We start from the raw sequence: 19547 nt of genomic DNA, 5'->3' as shown, positions 1-19547 counted from the left end.
CCACAATAATACAAGAATACTCAAATAATACCTTTAACATTTCTAAACAAATGTTAAAGGGCTATGGCAATCTAGTAAAAACGAATATAAACACTGATACACGGCAGGTTTTTATCAATTTAATAAGCTAAACCGGCTAACCGATCCCAATCCTCGAAATCTCCATAAAAGAGATCCAAATCCAAAGCCCCGCCGTAACCACTCAAACTACCATTATCCGTATATTGGAAAATTGTCGGTGTACTCCAAGCTCCATAATCATCATTATTAGTCCAGGGATTGCTTTGATAACCAGTTGATGCCGTCGTGGCATATTCAGCAACCCAAAGGCCATAGTTGGGTGCAACAGAGCTCCAATTGTATTCGCTAGTCACAGATTTAGACATATAAATCAAAGGTCGGATACCCGTTAAATTATGAACCTCGTCCAACCATTGCTTTGCCCAAGTCGGGCCTTGAGTTAAGGCACTTCCCTCCCAATCAAGTATTAGAATCGGATTATCTTTTAAATAAGATTTAATGTTGCTAACGAAATATTCCGCTTCGCTAATTGCATTGCCTGTCTCCGCATAGGAATATAATCCCAATTTTTTGCCTGCGGCTACGGTTGATGCAACTTCACTAGCCTCAGCCGGATTAACATAATCAGTTCCCTGGGTCGCCTTGACAATTACAAAGCTTCCGGAAATGCTTCCATTAGAAATGCCTGATTGATAAGAGGACTCATCATAACCATTCATAGTTGTCGCTGCCAATGCTCGAAAATCAATCCAATAAGATTTTCCGGCCTTCGGGTCGGTTACATAAGCATAAGTATAGGTTGTTCCATTGGACCGTTTAGTGACATCCTCTTTTGTAACAGTGACCGTATCTCCATCGTAAACTCTTCCACCGACTGTCGATACCAAAGCGCTTGAAGACGTTAAAGCAGGGCTGCTGTAGGTACCATCATTCCGCGCATAATCGGCAATTTTGTAGGTTGAATTCATCGTTGAATTGGAAATGATCGTGGCATATTTAGACATACTCAATGATCTCACATCAACCCAATAAGTTTTCCCGGCAGTCACGTCAGTTACTCTCGCATATTGATAACTGCCCCGGAAGTTCGTTTGGTTGTATCGATTTGCGTTACCGCGACTATGTTTCCAACATAAGCTGTAATTGAACCATTAGCAGTCAAAGTCGACGCAGAGGTTAGAGCGGGACCGTTGGTATAAATCCCATCAGCTCTGCCGGAGATAACCGTCGCATACTCATTAGGCGTTGTATTTGTCGCTGTGATCGTATCATAAGTAGTCGTTGAAACAGCACGCGAGTCAATCCAAAATGTTGAACTGCCATACTGAACTTCTAAATAAATATAAGAAAGCCCATCCCCGCGAGTGGTTGTATCTTTTTTAATCACCGTTACCCGATCACCTTCGTATTTTGGCGCACTGGCATTAGCCGTCATCGTTGATGCAGAGGTCAAGGCTGGACCATTGGTATAAATCCCATCAGTTCTATTTCCTTCTTCGATCACTGCCGAATAATTTTCGATTATTGACGAAGTTATTTGTGCCAAAACTGCTCGACTATCGATCCAAAATGTTAAACTACCATACTTAACTTCTAAATATGTATAGCTTGTACCGTTTCCTCTTGTAGTGACAGCAGAGGCAATAACAGTTACTTTGTCGCCATCATAACTATTTGTGCTGCCGGTCAAAGAAGACCATGAGGATAATGCTGGAGCAGAATAAGTTTTATCACTTCTTGCCGAATCATTAATTGTCGCTTGATAATTGACCGTTGTTTGCGAAGAAATTGAAGCCAAAATAGCTCTCTGGTCAATCCAATAAGTTTTTTTGGCGGTTGAGTCATAAACTTCTGCATAGGTGTATTCAATGCCATTACTTCTCTTGGTGAGATTAATTTCCTCGACCGTAATAGTATCGCCGTTATAACTATTGCCGGAAGCGTTAGCTGTCATCGTCGATGCAGAGGTCAAAGCCGGGCCACTAAAATAAACGCCATCATTTCTTTTTGAATCAAGAATAGTTGCTGTTTTATTGATAGATGTTTTCGAAACTATCGAAGCATAGTCTGTTGAGTTTGTAGTTGTTGCTGCATTTGCCTGATCCAAGTTACCCTGCAATTGGATAACTACAAAGAATGTTAAAAAATTTAGGAATAAAACCAAGGCTATTTTTTTAAAAACATCGAATTTACTTGTCATAAAGAATTATTGTCCCACCCAAAAAGCCACGATCACGTTTTTAGGTTAATTATAGTTGCTTCATACCGTGATTTAGGAAATAAGAAAGGCTTTGTATTATTTATGTAAAGATTGCCTTAATAAAAATAATAATTATTAGATATAAAAACCAATTCAAATTGAGTAATATTTAATTCATCAAAATTATCTTTATGCACTGAAATAGAGTCTAGTAAGAGTTTGTTTCATAACTATCCAAAATCCCCCGTTCAATTTTGTCGATCTCACCAGTTTGGTACTCAATTATTTTGTTATCGGAAAACAAATAGACTCGATCTGCCAAGCGTTGGCATAGGAGCAAATCATGGCTAGTAACAATTACCAACTTTCCTTCACTTCTATATTCAGGCAACTTCTTCCGCAAAAAATTAACATTATAAATATCTAATCCAAGACTAGGCTCGTCCAAGACAATGATTGGAGAATTAATCAAATCAATCAGGGCAAGACTGAGTCGGCGTTTCATTCCCTTGGAATAACCCTTGATCAGTTTTCCCTCTTGATCAGAAAATTGATAGTCCTTGATCAGATCACCAATTTTATCTTGATATTTTTTTATCCGATATATCTCAGCAAAGTAAGAAAGATTCTCCCTAGCAGTCAAAAAATCAATTAGTTGATCCTCCGTAGGTAGAAAAGAGAATTTTTCTCGTGACGATAAATCATATGGAACTTTTAGCTCTCGCTTGTCCAAAATGATTTCTCCTTCATCAATCTGATTCAAACCAACAATGATTTCCATTAAAGTAGTCTTCCCAACACCGTTTTTTCCAACAAAGAAAACAATTTCGTTTTTACTGAATGAAAAATCCTGGTGATGAAACGCAACTTTACTGCCGTAGCTTTTATTGATTTCTTTTAAAGATAAATAAGCCATTAAACAATTGCCCCTATTAGAATAGTTGTTTTAAAAATAGTGTATAAAACAAAAGAAGAACAAACTCTCGATTCTTTTGCATAAGGAATAAATCCGTAAATTAATTTGACTAGCAATAATAAGAGTAAATATATATCGTAACCAAAAATGGAAAAATTAATTAATTGATTTTTGAATAAAAACGTTATTAACGTTAAAAATAACTCACCAAAAGCGTTGATTAAAACAAGCTTTAATAATAGATCTTTTTCTAGGCTACTATTTTTTTAAGCAGAGATTTTCTTAGTTTATTTTCAAATATAAAAGACAATCTCAAAAATAGACCAGTTAAAAAGAAATTTATAAAAAATAAAAATGAACGAAAAATAGCTTGAATTAAAAAATTATTGTAAACACGGTGAATATTTATGAAGAATTGAGTCAAAGAAGAGTCGCTATTCTTAGATACCGAAATTGCATTCTCTAGAAAAGTATTCCCAATGTTGCCGTAGCTAACAAAAATTATTGAGTGCAGAAAAATTGCAGCAACAGCAAAAATAAAAATATTTATCTTGTGTTTTTGCCAATCAATTTTCATAAATCACCAATCCGATTACTGACTAATGTTTCGATCACTGCTGCCAGAAAATTTAAAGGCATTACTAAAATTATTACCGTTCTTAATTGCTGGCCGAGATTTTTCCAATTAAAATCTTTCTCCAGGATAATTTGCGACACAAATAAATAAAAACCAAAAGTCGCTGCCAAAATAATTGCCGGCAGTTCCAAGAAAATATGCCAGATAATTTTGTTAGCCATCAAAAGGAAACCAACGCGCGATATCATCGTATTAATTTGCATGCCAAAAATAGCAAAATTTGAAATTATCAAAATAAAAGAGATAAATCCATAACTAAAAACTCCTACAAGCAGTAGTAAGGATATCGTCGTATTATGAATGAATACCTCAAAAATCGTAAGTTGGGCACTAGACAAATCCGGTTGAAATAAACCGGTCATTTGAGTTCCAATGATAAAAGAGAAAATCGCTACAAATAAGCTGATAATCATTGAAATGTTGAACACCCGATCCGGTCTAATGAATATTTTATTTTGCAACATATTTTTTGTATTCTCCATAGAAAAACCGTTGGTATCTGTTGATCAAAAAAACTGAAATTAAATAAATAAAAGAAAGAAAAACCATTTGAGCGAAAAATATCCAATTATTGCTAGCATCTATTATTTGAACAAAATATATAGTCATTACCAAAAATTCAGTAATTAATGATACAAATCCCCCACAAATTAATAGACCAATTATTGGCAAAAGAGAATCTTCATTTTTATAACTTGAAAAAAGTCCGGAAAATAAACCAGTAATTTTTACATTGGCCAATAAAAGGAATGACAGCAAAAAGAATTCTCTTAAAAAGATAGTAAATGAAAAATTGAATAAATTCATTCCCAGTATCAGCACAAAAATTTCAGCGATTCCGGTAACAGAAACTATAAAATCATATTTTTTTATTAATATTTTTAAAAAACCAGGCGATAAAACATGTGCAATTATCTCATTGGATAAGTCACCTTTTAAATTCGTTCGAAAAGAAATGATTCTTTTAATTAAAAAAACTCCAGTAAAAAAAATAACTGCAAACTCTGAATACGCTAAAGAATCTCCAAGCAAAAAAGAAATCAAATAGGAAAAAAAGACAACTAGAAAAATCATAAGTGAATCTTGCTGGATCTCTTTCCAATAACCCGATGTTTCTATTTTTTCAATCGTTCTCCTATGAAGCGGAGTTTTAGTCAATTGACTATAAAGTAAAATTTTATAAAAAACTGAAGGCTTTGACAATTCCTTGACCTTAAAAATATTTATTGTTTTAGAAGCAAAGGCATAATAAAAAAATATTAAAATTGAAAGAAGGATCATCACAATTGGAAAAAGAAAAGAATAGTCAATATATTTGTCAAAATGATTTCTCGTTCTTTCAACGATTGAGATAATTACATTCAAAATATTATTAATTTCAAAAGCAGAATTATTCGAAAAAGTATCCTTCAGCATTAGCAGTTCGACTAAATATACGATTCCAGAGAAACAAAAAACGATAGTCACTTTACTTTTCGAACATAAATTAATAATCTGACTGAATTTCCGAACGCTATTATAAATGATCAAAGATAAGCAAATAGTCCAAAGTAGGTAGGGACGAAAATTATGGAATAACGGGGTCGACAGAATTAGTAGAAAAACAAAGTAAGCCGAATTGCCTAAAATTTCATATTTAAAAGACTTTAAAATCAATAGGTTATATTTTTTTCTCGGCCAAAGTTCTATATATTTATTATTTTTAGAAAAAATAAAATATTTAAAAAGATCAAATCCGCCATTCCATCCAATAGCAGTCGAAAATAATAAACAATTGCAAAGAAAAATCCAATGCGAAGCAATATAACTTTGAAAGAAAATACCTGCTCCGTAAACAATAAAAAAAGAAGTCAAAGAAACAAGAAAAATTAATCGCAAAGAGAGTTTATCAAATGAAGTTTCTCGCCAATAGGCCTTCAATTCCAAATAAATAATTTTAAACATTTTTTTCCTCAAAGGCATTCACAAAATCAATTTGGCCACGTGACATTTTTTTATTTACCAAGCCAAAGTTGCCCCTCTGCCCGCTTTCAATTTTCGACTGATAAATATTCCACCTGCTCCAATAACTGCTGCTGCAATTAAGCAACCGGCCCCAGTTGCAGCAATCAAAGCAATTGATCGTCCAATACTGAGTGATCCCCTTGCGAAAGCTGCATAAATAACTGGATAAATCATTTTCGCGGCTTGTGCAGATATTCCAAAAGTTCCAGTCAAAGCAAAAATTCCGATTGACAATTTATACATAAAAACCTCTATTCGTTTTATTTGTGAGACGACCGTTTTTAAAAAGATTATAAAGATCGACTCATAGTAATTAGACGGAAATTGAGAGAAAAATATTAATTTTTTGAAAAAACTTTATTTCAAAATATCAATCAAATTTTTATTAGCAGCTTGTTTGGCTGGCAAAATACCAAAGATTATACCAACAATCGTGGAAACGCTAAAAGCCAAAATGAAAGATCCAAAAGTTGTGACAGCCTTAAAAGGCAAGAGCAGTGAGAACAGCCAGGCACTCCCAACACCTAACCCAAAGCCGATTAGGCCACCAAACGTTGTCAGGAGCACGGCTTCCAGTAAAAATTGATTCATAATATCTCTTGGACTGGCGCCCACTGCTAGCCGAATACCAATTTCCTGGGTTCTTTCAGAAACCGAGATATACATCATGTTCATAACACCGATACCGGCAATAAATAAGGAAATCCCGGCGATCGCACTAACAAAATAGGTCAAAGCGGAAATAACTTTGCCGATTCCGCTTAAGAGTTCGCCCATGTCGGTAAAAGAATACTCCCCTTTATTTCGATGGCTGCCTTTCTTTTTTAGGAGTGTAACTAAGTGCTCCGTATTCTTGGAAATTTTGCTGCCCTTAGAAAAAGTGATCTGAACACTGTTGCCCTGATCGTTGACCTGTCCTTGAAAATAGGTTTCCTGTGGCAGAATCAAATTAGTGTCATAAGGCGACTCGTTATTATTTGCATAAATACCGACAACCGTATAGGAAAGACCGTTAATTAGAATTGAAGCGCCCAGAGTGCCTTTTATACTTTTAAAGTTTTTCAGAGCGGTTTGCTTAGAAATCAACAATCGTTGATTTTGAACACTATTATCATAGCTACTAATATTTTTGCCGGCAATCAGCCTGACACCTGGCCGATCTTTGACAGCTGTCGCAGTTAAATTTTTGTTCGTATCAAAAATAACGGCCGTGATCTGGAATTCTTTGGTTACTCTTTGAATTTTTACATTGCTCACGCCTAAATCGTTTTTGCTTTTTAACAAAGTATGGTCTGCTTGGTCAAAACCAGCCTGATAATCATTGCTATCATTTACATAGTAATCGATTGTTACAGTTTGTTTGCCTGTCTTTGTGGCTTGAAGATTTTTTAAAGTAGCCTTTTTAACACCGTTTCCCAAAGAAATAATCGTGATCACGGAAGTGATACCAATGATAATACCCAACATAGTTAACAAACTGCGTTTTCTATTTGTCAACAGCGATTTAAGTGCCGTTCGTATTAATTAACCGACTCTCATAACCAGTCTCCTGATCGGAGGCAATCGTGCCATCCATAATGCGAATAATTCGTTGACTTTTTTGGGCTACTGCTAAATCATGAGTAACCATAATAATTGTCATACTGCTTTTTAAATTCAGTTGAGTAAACAAGCTAATAATCTCTTTTGAAGTTTGGCTGTCCAAAGCACCGGTAGGTTCATCGGCAATTAAAAATTTTGGTTTATTGATCAAAGCGCGGGCGATCGAAACCCTTTGCTGCTGGCCACCAGAAAGGTTTAAGGGATACTGATTTTGATAGCCGTGCAAACCAACTTGATTCAAAGCCTGTTCAATTTTGACTTCAGTTTGACTAAAGCTTTGACCTGCATAAAGCAAAGGAATGGCAATATTTTCTTTAACTGTTAAATTATTAATTAATTTAAAATTTTGAAAAACAAAACCAACATTTCTATTGCGATAGTGGGCACAATCTTGGCGGGACATTTGAGCGATATTTTTCTTTTCAAAAGTATAGTCACCATCGAAATGGTCATCCAAAAAACCGATAATGTTAATCAAAGTTGATTTACCGGAACCCGATTGACCCATAATAGCGACAAATTCACCTGCACGAACTACTAGATCAATATTCTTTAAAACGTGATAAGCGTTCTTCCCTTGATGATAATATTTGTTAATATTCGACAGGCAAATCACTATTCATTCACCTTGCAACCATTTTTTAATCGCTTATCAGGATTAAGGATTAATCGGTCACCAGTCTTAAGACCGCTGGTCACCAAATAATAACTGCTTTCCTTATCGGCTTTAATCCTTCGTTTAATTGCTCTGCCATTTTTAAGCAAGTAGACAGTATTCTTCTTAACGCTTCCGGTAGGTATTTTAAACTGACTACTTAAAACAGTGATTTTAACTGATTGGCCATCAATAAATCCCCGATCCAAATTAGCCGATAAAGCATATTTAGCAGTCGTTGAAAGAGAAGAAACCTGAGAGTCTTTTGCCAAACTGGAAATTTGCGTCGTCTGTTCATAGCCATTTGCAATGGAAGCAACTTGAACGCTTTGCCCCACTTGAACCTTGCTATAGTCATATTCAGAGACACTTGCCGATAACAACAATTGATCAGAATAAATTTCGATATTAGCGTTACCTTCACTGTCTTTTACAACGACACTACCGTTATAAGGCGCATAGACATTATGATAGCTACCATCGTAAGTTGTCATTAAAAGCTGATTTTTAGTGACGGTATCACCAGTTTTGATCTTTAAGGCAATTAAACGTCCATTCGGTCGATCAAGTGTTTGCGATTGGCTTGCAACGATTTTGCCGGTTAATGATAAAGAATCATTAGACAAAGTCAAAAACCGATAATTATGATTACTATCTTTAGTTTCAGTGGTCTTTACTTTAAAAGCCCCACTAATAAAAGCTCCCCCAATCAAAGAGATCAAAACTGCTAATAATAGGACAGCAGCTACAAGGATATGCGTTTTTTTAAACTTATTTTGCTTCGTTGACATGGAGGCCCTTTCTGAAAATTTGAGCGTAATAAAAGATTTCTACTTGTTCTTATGAAAATATTTAGTAGGAAACAGAAAAATAACCAACATAATAATTTGCAGAATAATCGACAGTCCAGAGAGCCAGCTTTGTTTTGTACTCTGTTCAAGATAATAAAGAATTGTTGCTAAGACACTAATCAAATACCACCAAGGGCTAAGACCGGTATCCCGAACCCGACGAACTCCGAGCGAAATCGCAGGAATGATATTGGCAAAAACAAATAAAATAACGGCAATTAATAAAGATCCAAAAATCCAAACGGAAGAAGAATTAGAAGAACTCTTGCTGGCAATGCTGCTTCCGCTAATCGCTTCCAAGAAACTTGGAAAAACAGCAATAATAGCTATGATTGAAAAAATAAGTAAAATTGTGAAAATGATCACGTTAGCCAAGATCAGCCACCAGTAATCGGAACGGCTGCTACTATCTTTAAAGTTAAAATAATTCTTCCAGTATTTTTTATAAGCGTTTAACATAAAATTTGTCCTTAATGAATATTTCCTTAATTAATTTATTTTTCTTTGCTTGATTTTAGGGGGTATGCAATCATAGGTGACCATTAGAGTAAAAGAGACAGCCGTAAAAGTTCTACAGTTTTATTTGAATTTTTAGCTAATGAAAAAGCAAAAAAAGCCAAAAGCGCATGGCTAACTTAGAAAGCAATAAATTAATAAATATCTATTAATTTATCAGTTAACACAAAACGGACTATAGAAAAGCATTTAAACCTATCAAATACACATTACTGTCAACTTATACAATTTTATTGAGTTCAAAAAATCACGATCGAAAGAGTATAAAATTACTTTTCTCTTTTTAGTATTTATTTGCTTGAAAGACACAATTCTATTGAATTGGTAATGTAAATAAAGATAACTTTTTTTAAACAAATTAAGACATTGCCAATTTAAACAGCTTTTATTATATTTAAGAGAACTAACCATAGCATAAGCAACAAAATGCATTTAATTCATCCTATACGATATGCACGTTTTTACGATGATTGGATGATCATAGGCGAATCAAATAACCCAAGTATAATAATCCAAAAAAATCAGTGAGAAGCTTAAAGAATTATTAGGAATAAAATATTTTCCAACTGGAATGTTTTTTTCCAAAGCTGATTTTATTTCCTAATTTTTTTAATTCTTACTAATTATCAAAGAATTTTATGCAGCAATTCTTTCTTCCAAATTAGTAACTAAAGTCTAATAGATAATTAGAGCAAAAATAAAAAAACGCTAAATTAGCCACTTTTTATAAATGTAAGCGATTAATATTTCCCATATGCTAATTTTGTCGAAAAGAATACTTTTCAATGTATTTTTCGTATGAAGTGGCCAAGCTATTGGATCCTACAAGCCTAAGAAATTCAATCAAAAAACAATTGTCCTCCTCTGCCTGTTTCTCATTCAAAGATAATAAATTATCAAAAAATTTCTGCTTGAATCTATTGATTAAATCGGATTGATCATCCACAATTTTTTCAATTTGTCCAAGCAACAATTTAGCTTTTTGATAATCTTTCCTTCTATAAAAAATGTCAATTGCGTTGGAAAAGGCAGATACTATTCTACTAATATTTTTAGGATTATTATCCAAATTCAAATAAAGCATTTCTTTTAGGGCGGACTCAATCATCTCATTATCGAAAATAAGCATGCAGTTATTAAAAACAGAAAATTCAATGAAATCCCAGTGTTCGACTTTATCTAGATAATCGAATAAGCTCTTTTTTATCTCGCTATCAACATGAAAACTCGGATCAGCTCTTCTTATCAAGGCACAAACGGAAGATGATTCTATCAGATTATCAAAATTGCTATCGACTTTAAAATGAGAGATTTTTTCATTTGCTATCTTTTTCAAGGCAGGAAGATCGTTGTTTTGATAAATATAATTAATTTGATTGAGAAAACTGGTATAACTATCAACTTGTCCAGCATAAACTTTGCAATAAAATTCATCCAAGTTCACATGCATTCGCATAAGCAATTGAGACAAATTGATGAAACTAAGTTGCGTTCTTCCTTCTTCAAATTTGCTAATCGAAGAAGGAGAAATTATTCCTTCAGACAAAGAAGAGATCGATATCTTGCGTTGCTTCCTAATCTTTTTGAAAACCAGGCCGGCTTTTTTAAAAGTTTCTGCCTTTTGCATTGTTAAAATTATTACATATTATTATACAAAAGGAAAATAACGACAATTATATTCTTTAGACATGCTATTGAAGACAATTTTATAGATATTCTTCGAAACCAAATCAAAAAGTATATAAAAACAGCGTCATATCAAGCTTTGTTTCGCTTAATATCACGCTGTTTCACGAAGATTTTGCCGACTGACGGGTTCGAACCGTCGACCCCCGGTTTACGATACCGATGCTCTACCAACTGAGCTAAGTCGGCTAATTGAAATAACTTTATATCTTTCAATAAAAAACGGTTAGCCGACGTAAATCGACCGACCGCAAACTCCGACTGTCGGGCTCGAACCGACGACAACCTGATTAACAGTCAGGCGCTCTACCAACTGAGCTAAGTCGGAATAGTATGAAATAAACAACTATTTAAGTTTATGACATCTTCATATGAAGGTCAAGCAGATAGAGACAGTCTTTAATCTAAGTCATATAATCGAATTAGTTATCTATCTGCTTTGAGCAGGGAAAACGAGAGAGAGTATGTCCAATTTATCTGATATTCAAAAAAAATTTTTTATAAACGTTTTACTGGCGACCAGTTTTACCTTTTCAATTAGCCAATCTGCAATGACAACAATTTATCCGACACTAATGAAACATTTTTCTGTAGCCGTTTCTAGCGTCCAATGGCTGACAACCGGCTTCATGCTTGTCATGGTCTTGATGATGCCTTTATCGCCTTGGTTCTTAAAAAACGTTCCTTTTAAGGCTTTTCTTTTGAGCTTGCAAATTATTTTCCTTTTTGGAACCTTAGTTGCAATCACGGCTGGAAACTTTAGTCTGCTGGTAATTGGCCGGCTGTTGGAAGGGGCGGCCGTCGGCCTGCTTTTTCCAAGTTTTCAATCAGTCATTCTGTCAATTACCCCGGAAGAAAAACGTTTGACACAAATGGGTTTGGTTGGATTGGTAATGGGTTCAGCCTTAGCCGTCGGCCCAATCGTTTCCGGTGTGATACTGGAAATCTTTGATTGGCAGGCTGTTTTCAGTTTCTTTTTGCTTATTTTAATCATTTTATTTTTATTATCCTTAAAATTCATAAAAAACGTTATGCCGCACGAGCCATACCATTTCGATGTTATTTCTTCAATAAGTCTGATGGGACTCGTCATGCTTCTCTATGCCCTACAAACAATGACTACAAAAATCACAATTTCATTGCTTTTTATTTTCTTTGTTGGTTTACTTTTATTTGGATATTTTGTTCAAAGACAGTTTTCAATTAAAGAACCGCTGCTTGATTTAAGAGTTTTAAAAAATGCTGCCTTTCGCTTAGGAATGTTTCTAACGGCTGGGTCATATATTGCTCTAATCGTAACAACGGTTCTAATGCCAATTTACTTCCAAAAAATCCTTGGAGTAAACGCCCTTTGGTCAGGCCTAATGATGGTCCCGGCTGCTATTAGTTTAAGCATTTTGAATCGCCGCTCGGTCGAAGTAATGAAGCGATTCGGTTTGAAAACAACAATGTTGATTGGTTCTGCAATGATTTTAATCGGGTTTTTCGGCCTCTTAATCACGTGCCAAATAAAATTATGGCTTTTAGCAATCATTTTTGCCGCTCTTGTTGAATCTGGTAATGCTTTTATGATGATGCCAGCTGTAACTTACGCAAATAATGCTTTAGAAAAAGACTTAATTCCACATGGGACGGCCCTAATCACAACGGTTCGCCAAATTGCCGGAGTAATTGGCGTTCTAATTATTAGTCAGGTCTTAACTCTTGTCTCAAAACCACTTCAGGTGTCAATGAAAGGTATGCTCGCTAGCTTTGCTGTCAGCGCAATTTTAGCTGCCATCCTGTTAATTCTAGTCCTGAGGATAAAGAATAGGCGAGCAAACAAATTACTTTGAATCAGCAATTTGTTTTGACAATTGTTTAATTTCTTTTTCCAGACGATCGACGGTTGTCTGTAAATCTGCTGTCTGTTGGCGATGAGCACGAACATGTTTATGTACACTAGTACCGACGCCAGCAGCGATAGCAGCGCCTAATGCCGAAAGAACGTTTGTGTAATTACCAAGAATTAATTGAGCCGTATTAGAAGGTTCAAGTACTTTCAAAGCCGGAAGTAAGCCGATTATTCCAAAAACAACCAAATAAACGAATAAAAGCAGAAAAATTATAATTGAAGTTTTGCTTGAAAGGACTTTTGGGATCGAGGTTAAAAAAATATTCAGTTCGGATTTTTTTTCATTATTTTGCATGTAGATAATTCTAAAGCAATTAAAAAAACTTGCCTAAGCAAGTTTTTAGTTTCTCATCGTTGGAAATAAAAGAACATCTCGAACTGAAGTCTGATTTGTCAGTAACATTGTTAAACGGTCGATCCCAATTCCTAGGCCACCGGTCGGCGCCATTCCGTGTTCAAGGGCTTCAATATAGTCTTCATCAATTGATTCAGCTTCGTCATTACCATTTTCACGCTCAGCTGCTTGTGCTTCAAAACGCTGGCGCTGATCAATTGGATCATTCAATTCAGTAAACGCATTGCCATACTCGCCGCCGGCTATGTATAACTCAAAACGTTGAACAAAATCTGGATTATTATCCTCTTTTTTAGCCAACGGACTGACTTCCAAAGGAAAATGATAAACAAAGGTTGGCTCAATTAAACTTTTTTCAACAAAAGTATCAAAGAATTCAGCAATGATATGGCCAACGCCCCAGAAGCTTTCATATTTAACATTATTTTCATTAGCCAATTTTCGCGCTGTTTCTAAATCAATCTTCTTATCAAAATCAATTCCGGTTTTTTCCTTAATCAATTCAGTCATTGACCTCTTGGCAAAATCCTTACTAAGGTCAATTTTATGGCCTTGATAGTCAATGAAACCATCTTCATTGATTGATTTGGCAGCGGCACGAATAATATTTTCCGTCTCTATCATCACATCCGACAAATCCCAGTAAGCTCCATAAGACTCAAGCGTTGTGAATTCGGGATTATGACGCGTGTCCATACCCTCATTTCTAAAGATACGGCCAATCTCATAAACGCGTTCCATTCCACCAACAATTAAACGTTTTAAATAGAGCTCCGTCGCAATCCGCAGATACATATCGATATCGAGTGCATTATGATGAGTAACAAAAGGGCGGGCAGCAGCGCCACCAGCTGAATTTTGTAAAATTGGTGTTTCCACTTCTAGAAAACCAATCGAATCCATGTAATTTCGGATTGCTTTAACAATTTTAGAGCGTTTAATAAAAACCTCAAAAGATTTTGGATTCGAAATCAAATCCAAATAGCGTTTACGGTAGCGAGTATCAATGTCTGTTAAACCATGATATTTATCCGGCAAAGGTCGAAGTGCCTTTGACAGCCAGGTCAATTTATCAATTAAAATGGTTGTCTCGCCCGCATCGGTCTTCATAACTGTACCGGAAAAACCTAAAATATCGCCAAGGTCGGCCCGACGAATCAAGGCATAGTTATCTGCCAAATCATCACGACGTGCATAAATCTGAACCGTTCCGGAAACATCTCGAATATCGGCAAAAATAATTTTACCTGCTCCACGTTTGGCCATGATTCTTCCAGCTATAATCACATGTTTTTTTGCAGCATCTAATTCTTCTTTACTTTTGTTATCAGCAAAAGAATGAATATCTTTTGCATATGAATCTCGTTCAAAACGATGACCAAAAGGATCAATCCCTAAATCATCTTTCAAAGCTTGGAGCTTTTGGCGGCGAACTCGGAGTTGATCATTTAATTCTGTATCTATTTTTTCTGTCATAAAATCCCTTAAACAATACCTATATAGTGTAGCAGAAACTTATTCTTCACCCAATTTTTTATCCATTTTCAAGGCTAAAATCTTTTTTAATTCTTCTTTAGAAAAATTGTATTTTTTTTCCGTGAAACGACTAACGATTTCCGCTCCGTGATCTTCATCGATCATCGCTTGAATCTCTTTTTTTGGCAATGTTCCAATTGCATCGGCATACCATTTCTTTGGCAATTCATCAGCTGTTTTTAATGGAATTGTTTCAAGGATATCAACTTTCAGGTTGGCAAACAATTGTGCCAAAATCTGGTTTGCGCTCAGCCCTTCGGCCAACATTGAAGAAATATTCGGCATTTTTCTTAAATGTTGTTCCAGTAAATCCAATTCAGTATCATTAGCTCCAGGCAAAGTTTGAAGCAAAAAACCACCGGCAGATTTAACCAAACCTTTTGAATCGACAAAAACCGAAACACCAACAGCGCTCGGTATTTGCTCGGATTGGGCCAAATAATAAGTAAAATCATCACCGATTTGGCCAGTCACTAATTTTACTTCGCCGGTATAGGGATCTAATCCCGGATGAACCTTTGTTACCCTTAAAGTGCCGTTTAGACCTACAAGATTAGAAATATCTGCTTCACCATTTGTATTGGTTTTGGCAATTGCTTTCGGATTGGTAACATAACCACGAAGTTCTGATTTGGAATTGGTCTCAGTAACAATTTGTCCAATCGGCCCACGACCATTAATGCTGATATGCATTTGATCGTCTTCCTTTAATAAAGAGCTTCCAACCAAAGCAGTTGCAATCAAGGTTCGTCCGAAAGCGACTGTTACATCAGGACTCATTTTATGCATTTCAGTCATTTGCTTGACAACATTTGATGCATCAGCCACATAGGCACGAAAATGACCATTTTTAGTAATACTTTTTGCTAAATAATCCATAATTTATTATAAAAACGCGACCAGCTAAAGTCGCGTTTTTCCTTAATTCTCTTTGTTATCGTCATCTTTTTTGGTTCGTTTTGTAGTAGGTTTTTTCTTAGTCGAACTTGTTGTTGACTTGCGTCGAGTAGTTGAAGTCTTCTTGGTTGTCTTCTTTTTTGAAGTTGAATCGGAACCCGACTTGGAATCATTTTCATCTTCCTTATCATCTTTGTCCTCTTTAACTTCGTCCTCGGCCTCTTTATTATCAACAGAGCCGTTTTTCTTTAAGGCAGCTTTCGACTCTTCATATGAGAGCGGACGAGCAGGCCTTTGACTGTCTTTGACCAAATCGCTAGGAATTTCACCGGTTTCAAACAAAGATCTAATCTGAGCTTCATCAAGAGTCTCGTATTTCAACAGAGCTTCGGCGATTGCCTTGTGCTGCTTAGGATGGCTCTTAATGATATCAACAGCTCTCTTATAAGCTTCATTCGTCAAACGTCGAACCTCTTCATCGATCAGCTCGCTGGTTTTTTGCGAATACGGAGGATTTGGATTGTTAGGATCTCCGACAAAGACATTCGAACTACCTTCCAGTTGTACCATACCGAGCTTATCGGACATACCATACTGGGTAACCATTTCCCGGGCAATCTGGGTAGCTTGCTGGAAGTCATTGGAAGCGCCAGAGCTTGCAACATGATTAATCAAAATTTCGGCAGCACGGCCACCCATTAATCCGGCAAGTTCTTCTTTAGCATCTTTCTCCGACATGAGATAACGCTCATCCTTTGGCATCATCAAGGCATAACCACCAGCTCGTCCACGTGGCACGATCGTAACCTTACGAACAACCTGAGCATCATTTAGAACCAAACCAACAATTGCATGGCCGGCTTCGTGATATGCGACAGTCTCACGTTCATCTTGAGTCGTTTTGCGGTCCTTTTTGGCCGGTCCAGCAATAACACGGTCTTCGGCTTCATCGATATCAGCTGCTGTAACAGCTTTTTCATCATTTCGAGCGGCCAGTAAAGCAGCCTCGTTAAGAAGGTTTTCAAGGTCCGCACCAACAAAACCAGGAGTTTGTTGGGCAATGACTTTCAAGTCGACATCTGCCGCCAAAGGTTTGTTTTTTGCATGAACGCGCAGAATCGCCTCACGCCCTTTTACATCAGGAGCACCAACTAAAATCTTTCTGTCGAAACGTCCAGAACGAAGCAAAGCCGGGTCCAAAACGTCAGAACGGTTAGTTGAAGCAAGAACGATTACGCCTTCCGAACCTTCGAATCCATCCATTTCAATCAAGATTTGGTTCAGAGTCTGTTCGCGTTCATCGTTTCCACCACCCATGCCGGCTCCACGACGACGACCAACTGCATCGATTTCATCAATAAAAATAATTGAAGGTGCAGACTTCTTCGCATTTTCAAACAAATCACGAACACGGCTGGCACCAACACCAACAAACATTTCAACGAAATCCGATCCGGAAATACTGAAGAATGGTGTCTTTGCTTCACCGGCGACGGCTTTAGCGAGCAAAGTTTTACCGGTTCCCGGAGGACCTTCCAACAAAACGCCCTTTGGAATTCGGGCACCGAGTTTTGTGAATTTCTTTGGATCTTTCAAAAACTCGACAACTTCGACAAGTTCTTGTTTTTCCTCTTCTTCTCCGGCTACATCAGCAAAGCGGATTTTATTCTGTTTAGGGTCTGCAGGCTTAGCCTTCGAACGACCAAAACTCATAATTCCACCAGGTCCGCCTGAACCGCCTTGACCACGCTGGCTGCCGATAAGCATCCAGTAAAGCAAGGCAAACATAATTAGAGTCGGCAATATCATTGTCAACACCGATCCCCAGAAATTGGAGGCAGCCGGTTTTGGATTAACAGCAACACCGGCCTTTTGAGCCGCGGTTGTAATCTGTTTCAAACTAGAATTGTTCGGTAAAACGTAAGCAGTAAATTTAGTTACCGAACTTTGGTAGCCGGAAAGCAGCGTTGTTGTACTACTACTGCTTGAGCTGGATTTTTGAGCTTTTTTAAAATCTCCGGCAATCGTGTAAACACCGCTATCGCCAGGTTGAATCGTAAAATCTTTAATTTTATTATTCTTCAACTCCTTCAAAAAAGTAGTTGTTGAAAGGTACTTGACACTACCATCGCTACGTCCGAAAAAACTGTAAATTAAGAATATAACTGCCAGTATTACGAATGCATATGATAATGAACTGCGGAAGAAACCGCGATTCTTATTTTTCATATAATACCTCGTTCACGCCAATACAATATTGTAACATTATGAATAAATATCGGGGTTAACCACACCAATGAAAGGCAAATTACGCCAAATTTCCTGATAATCCAATCCATAACCGGCAACAAATTCATTATCAATCTCAAAACCAACGTAATCGGCTCTAATATCGACTTTGTGGCCCTTTTGTTTATTAAGCATTGTTGCTGTTTTCACAGATCTGGCACCACGTCTAGACAGTAAAGACTCTAGATAACGTAATGATAAACCAGTATCAACAATATCTTCCACAATGATTACATCCCGATCTTTAACATCGCTAGTGAGGTCAGTCCTTAAAGTGATTTCATTACTTGAAGCAATACCGCCATGATAACTGGCGATATCAATGAAATCCATTTCAACATCGATTGAAATATTTCTAAAGAGATCACCTGCCCACATAACAGCTCCTTTTAAAACCACAACCAAAATAGGAGTTTTACCGGCATAATCACGATCGATTTGAGCACCGATTCTTTTAGCGGCTGTTTCAATTTCTCGATGATCATGAAGGATTTTAGAAAAACGGGGGTCTGTATCAGTCATTTGATTGTATTTAATGTTAACACGAATATTACCGCTACAACAGTGATCGTATATTTACCTTTCTTTTTTTATTTTAATTTCATCTTTATTTTTAACTAGAGAAAAGCCGTCGGTCAAATCAATTTTTCCATGTGGTTCTTTCTCATTTTTCAAAAGCCTTTCGAACTGCTCCAACTGGGATCTTTTGATTGGTAGAAAACCGATTGAATCATGCAACCAAATTTTTAGCATTTCAATCAGTTGGTTTTCATTGACTTCCCTAATTTGCTCGGCAAAGGAAGCAATGTTCCTAGCGGAATTTGGATTAATTTGTTTCAAAGCGGGCAAAACAACATTTCTAATCTGATTCCGGCTCGTATAGTCCGGATCCTTATTAGTTGAATCCTCAATCCATTTTAAATGATTTTTTTCGGCATAATCGTAAATTTCCGATTTTTCAACATTTAACAAAGGACGAACAACTTCGATTGGTGAATCTTTTTCCAGTGGACGCGACCATTCCATTGCTGAAACAGTCTGCCAATCGGCACCACGGATAATTTTCAACAATGTCGTTTCAGCCTGATCATCTGCATGCTGTGCCAGAATAATTTTTCGAGCGCCAACCTTAAGGGCCATTCGCTTATAAAAATCGTAGCGAAACTTCCGAGCAGCATCTTCAATTCCGCTATGAGGATGTTTTTCAAGCGGCCATTTTTCATGAAAAACGCAAAGACCCCGATTGGCGAATTGATCATCAATTAGCTTTGTCTCGTTTGCCGAGTCCACTCTCAGCTGATGATCAACATGGGCCAAAAATAAATGCGATCGTGGATTACTTTCGTATTTAAACAAAAGATCTGCTAAAACCGTTGAATCAACTCCTCCAGAGATAGCTAAAAGAAGTTTCTGTCTACCAGAAAAAAGTTTATGCGATTGAACATTTAACTGAAATTGTCGATAAAGAGTCTTCACATTAATACAAAA

19 protein-coding genes and 2 tRNA genes are annotated in these 19547 nt (G+C 36.5%); 1 reads left to right on the top strand and 20 read right to left on the bottom strand.

What is annotated here, in order from left to right; all coding sequences use genetic code 11:
* Positions 1–119 precede the first annotated feature (119 nt).
* The 14 genes from J3U91_RS00895 to J3U91_RS00830 all read right to left on the bottom strand — a co-directional run bounded on the left by J3U91_RS00895 (position 120) and on the right by J3U91_RS00830 (position 11416).
* Complete coding sequence (locus J3U91_RS00895; protein ID WP_002818115.1) at positions 120–1025, bottom strand: GH25 family lysozyme; 906 nt, start codon at positions 1023–1025, stop codon at positions 120–122.
* A 50-nt stretch (positions 1026–1075) separates the two neighbouring features.
* The gene (locus J3U91_RS00890) at positions 1076–2221 is read right to left on the bottom strand and encodes an SH3-like domain-containing protein (protein WP_002818114.1); all 1146 of its coding nucleotides are present in this window, start codon (positions 2219–2221) and stop codon (positions 1076–1078) included.
* Between the two features lie 208 nt (positions 2222–2429).
* The gene (locus tag J3U91_RS00885; protein ID WP_002818112.1) at positions 2430–3137 is read right to left on the bottom strand and encodes an ATP-binding cassette domain-containing protein; all 708 of its coding nucleotides are present in this window, start codon (positions 3135–3137) and stop codon (positions 2430–2432) included.
* 250 nt (positions 3138–3387) lie between these two features.
* Complete coding sequence (locus J3U91_RS00880) at positions 3388–3714, bottom strand: hypothetical protein (protein ID WP_002817462.1); 327 nt, start codon at positions 3712–3714, stop codon at positions 3388–3390.
* The gene (locus J3U91_RS00875) at positions 3711–4238 is read right to left on the bottom strand and encodes a stage II sporulation protein M (protein WP_002818111.1); all 528 of its coding nucleotides are present in this window, start codon (positions 4236–4238) and stop codon (positions 3711–3713) included. Before J3U91_RS00875 ends, J3U91_RS00880 begins: the two co-directional genes overlap by 4 nt.
* A complete protein-coding gene (locus J3U91_RS09915; RefSeq protein WP_002818110.1) occupies positions 4225–5718 on the bottom strand; it encodes a hypothetical protein in 1494 nt (497 codons plus the stop codon). The genes J3U91_RS00875 and J3U91_RS09915 overlap by 14 nt, the downstream gene beginning before the upstream one ends.
* 54 nt (positions 5719–5772) lie before the next feature.
* Positions 5773–6021: a hypothetical protein gene (locus tag J3U91_RS00865; protein WP_002817457.1), complete on the bottom strand. Its 249-nt coding sequence runs from the start codon at positions 6019–6021 to the stop codon at positions 5773–5775.
* A gap of 114 nt (positions 6022–6135) precedes the next feature.
* Positions 6136–7245 (bottom strand): ABC transporter permease, encoded by a 1110-nt coding sequence (locus J3U91_RS00860; RefSeq protein WP_002820711.1) that lies wholly within the window; start codon positions 7243–7245, stop codon positions 6136–6138.
* Positions 7246–7282: 37 nt separating this feature from the next.
* Complete coding sequence (locus tag J3U91_RS00855) at positions 7283–7996, bottom strand: ABC transporter ATP-binding protein (RefSeq protein WP_002818108.1); 714 nt, start codon at positions 7994–7996, stop codon at positions 7283–7285.
* A complete protein-coding gene (locus J3U91_RS00850; protein WP_002818107.1) occupies positions 7996–8826 on the bottom strand; it encodes an efflux RND transporter periplasmic adaptor subunit in 831 nt (276 codons plus the stop codon). The genes J3U91_RS00855 and J3U91_RS00850 overlap by 1 nt, the downstream gene beginning before the upstream one ends.
* Positions 8827–8865: 39 nt before the next feature.
* Positions 8866–9345 carry a DUF805 domain-containing protein gene (locus tag J3U91_RS00845; RefSeq protein ID WP_002817453.1) on the bottom strand — a complete coding sequence of 160 codons (480 nt, stop codon included), beginning with the start codon at positions 9343–9345 and terminating at the stop codon, positions 8866–8868.
* Between the two features lie 814 nt (positions 9346–10159).
* On the bottom strand, positions 10160–11029 hold the full coding sequence (locus J3U91_RS00840; protein ID WP_002818105.1) for an Rgg/GadR/MutR family transcriptional regulator: 870 nt from the start codon (positions 11027–11029) through the stop codon (positions 10160–10162).
* Positions 11030–11204: 175 nt separating this feature from the next.
* A tRNA-Thr gene (locus tag J3U91_RS00835) sits at positions 11205–11277 on the bottom strand.
* 66 nt (positions 11278–11343) lie between these two features.
* A tRNA-Asn gene (locus J3U91_RS00830) sits at positions 11344–11416 on the bottom strand.
* 136 nt (positions 11417–11552) lie between these two features.
* Here J3U91_RS00830 and J3U91_RS00825 point away from each other — a divergent pair.
* Positions 11553–12923 (top strand): MFS transporter, encoded by a 1371-nt coding sequence (locus tag J3U91_RS00825; RefSeq protein ID WP_002818102.1) that lies wholly within the window; start codon positions 11553–11555, stop codon positions 12921–12923.
* On the opposite strand, the gene J3U91_RS00820 is transcribed toward J3U91_RS00825, so the two are convergent.
* The 6 genes from J3U91_RS00820 to tilS are packed head-to-tail and all read right to left on the bottom strand — an operon-like array spanning position 12915 to position 19535.
* Complete coding sequence (locus J3U91_RS00820; RefSeq protein ID WP_002817450.1) at positions 12915–13277, bottom strand: hypothetical protein; 363 nt, start codon at positions 13275–13277, stop codon at positions 12915–12917. The two genes, J3U91_RS00825 and J3U91_RS00820, sit on opposite strands and share 9 nt — an antisense overlap.
* A 45-nt stretch (positions 13278–13322) precedes the next feature.
* A complete protein-coding gene (lysS, locus tag J3U91_RS00815) occupies positions 13323–14813 on the bottom strand; it encodes a lysine--tRNA ligase (protein ID WP_002818101.1) in 1491 nt (496 codons plus the stop codon).
* A gap of 39 nt (positions 14814–14852) precedes the next feature.
* Positions 14853–15752 (bottom strand): Hsp33 family molecular chaperone HslO, encoded by a 900-nt coding sequence (hslO, locus tag J3U91_RS00810; RefSeq protein WP_002818100.1) that lies wholly within the window; start codon positions 15750–15752, stop codon positions 14853–14855.
* A 42-nt stretch (positions 15753–15794) separates the two neighbouring features.
* Positions 15795–17999, bottom strand: coding sequence for an ATP-dependent zinc metalloprotease FtsH (gene ftsH / locus J3U91_RS00805; protein ID WP_002818099.1), 2205 nt, complete (start codon positions 17997–17999; stop codon positions 15795–15797).
* A 36-nt stretch (positions 18000–18035) separates the two neighbouring features.
* Positions 18036–18581: a hypoxanthine phosphoribosyltransferase gene (gene hpt / locus J3U91_RS00800; protein ID WP_002817447.1), complete on the bottom strand. Its 546-nt coding sequence runs from the start codon at positions 18579–18581 to the stop codon at positions 18036–18038.
* Between the two features lie 54 nt (positions 18582–18635).
* Positions 18636–19535, bottom strand: coding sequence for a tRNA lysidine(34) synthetase TilS (gene tilS / locus J3U91_RS00795; protein ID WP_002818098.1), 900 nt, complete (start codon positions 19533–19535; stop codon positions 18636–18638).
* Positions 19536–19547: the final 12 nt, after the last annotated feature.

Origin of the sequence: Oenococcus oeni (genome assembly GCF_020510245.1) — a bacterium.
In the GTDB taxonomy this organism is placed as follows: domain Bacteria; phylum Bacillota; class Bacilli; order Lactobacillales; family Lactobacillaceae; genus Oenococcus; species Oenococcus oeni.
The sequence above is the reverse complement of the archived record's forward strand: the minus strand, read 5'-3'. Positions and strand labels throughout refer to the sequence as shown.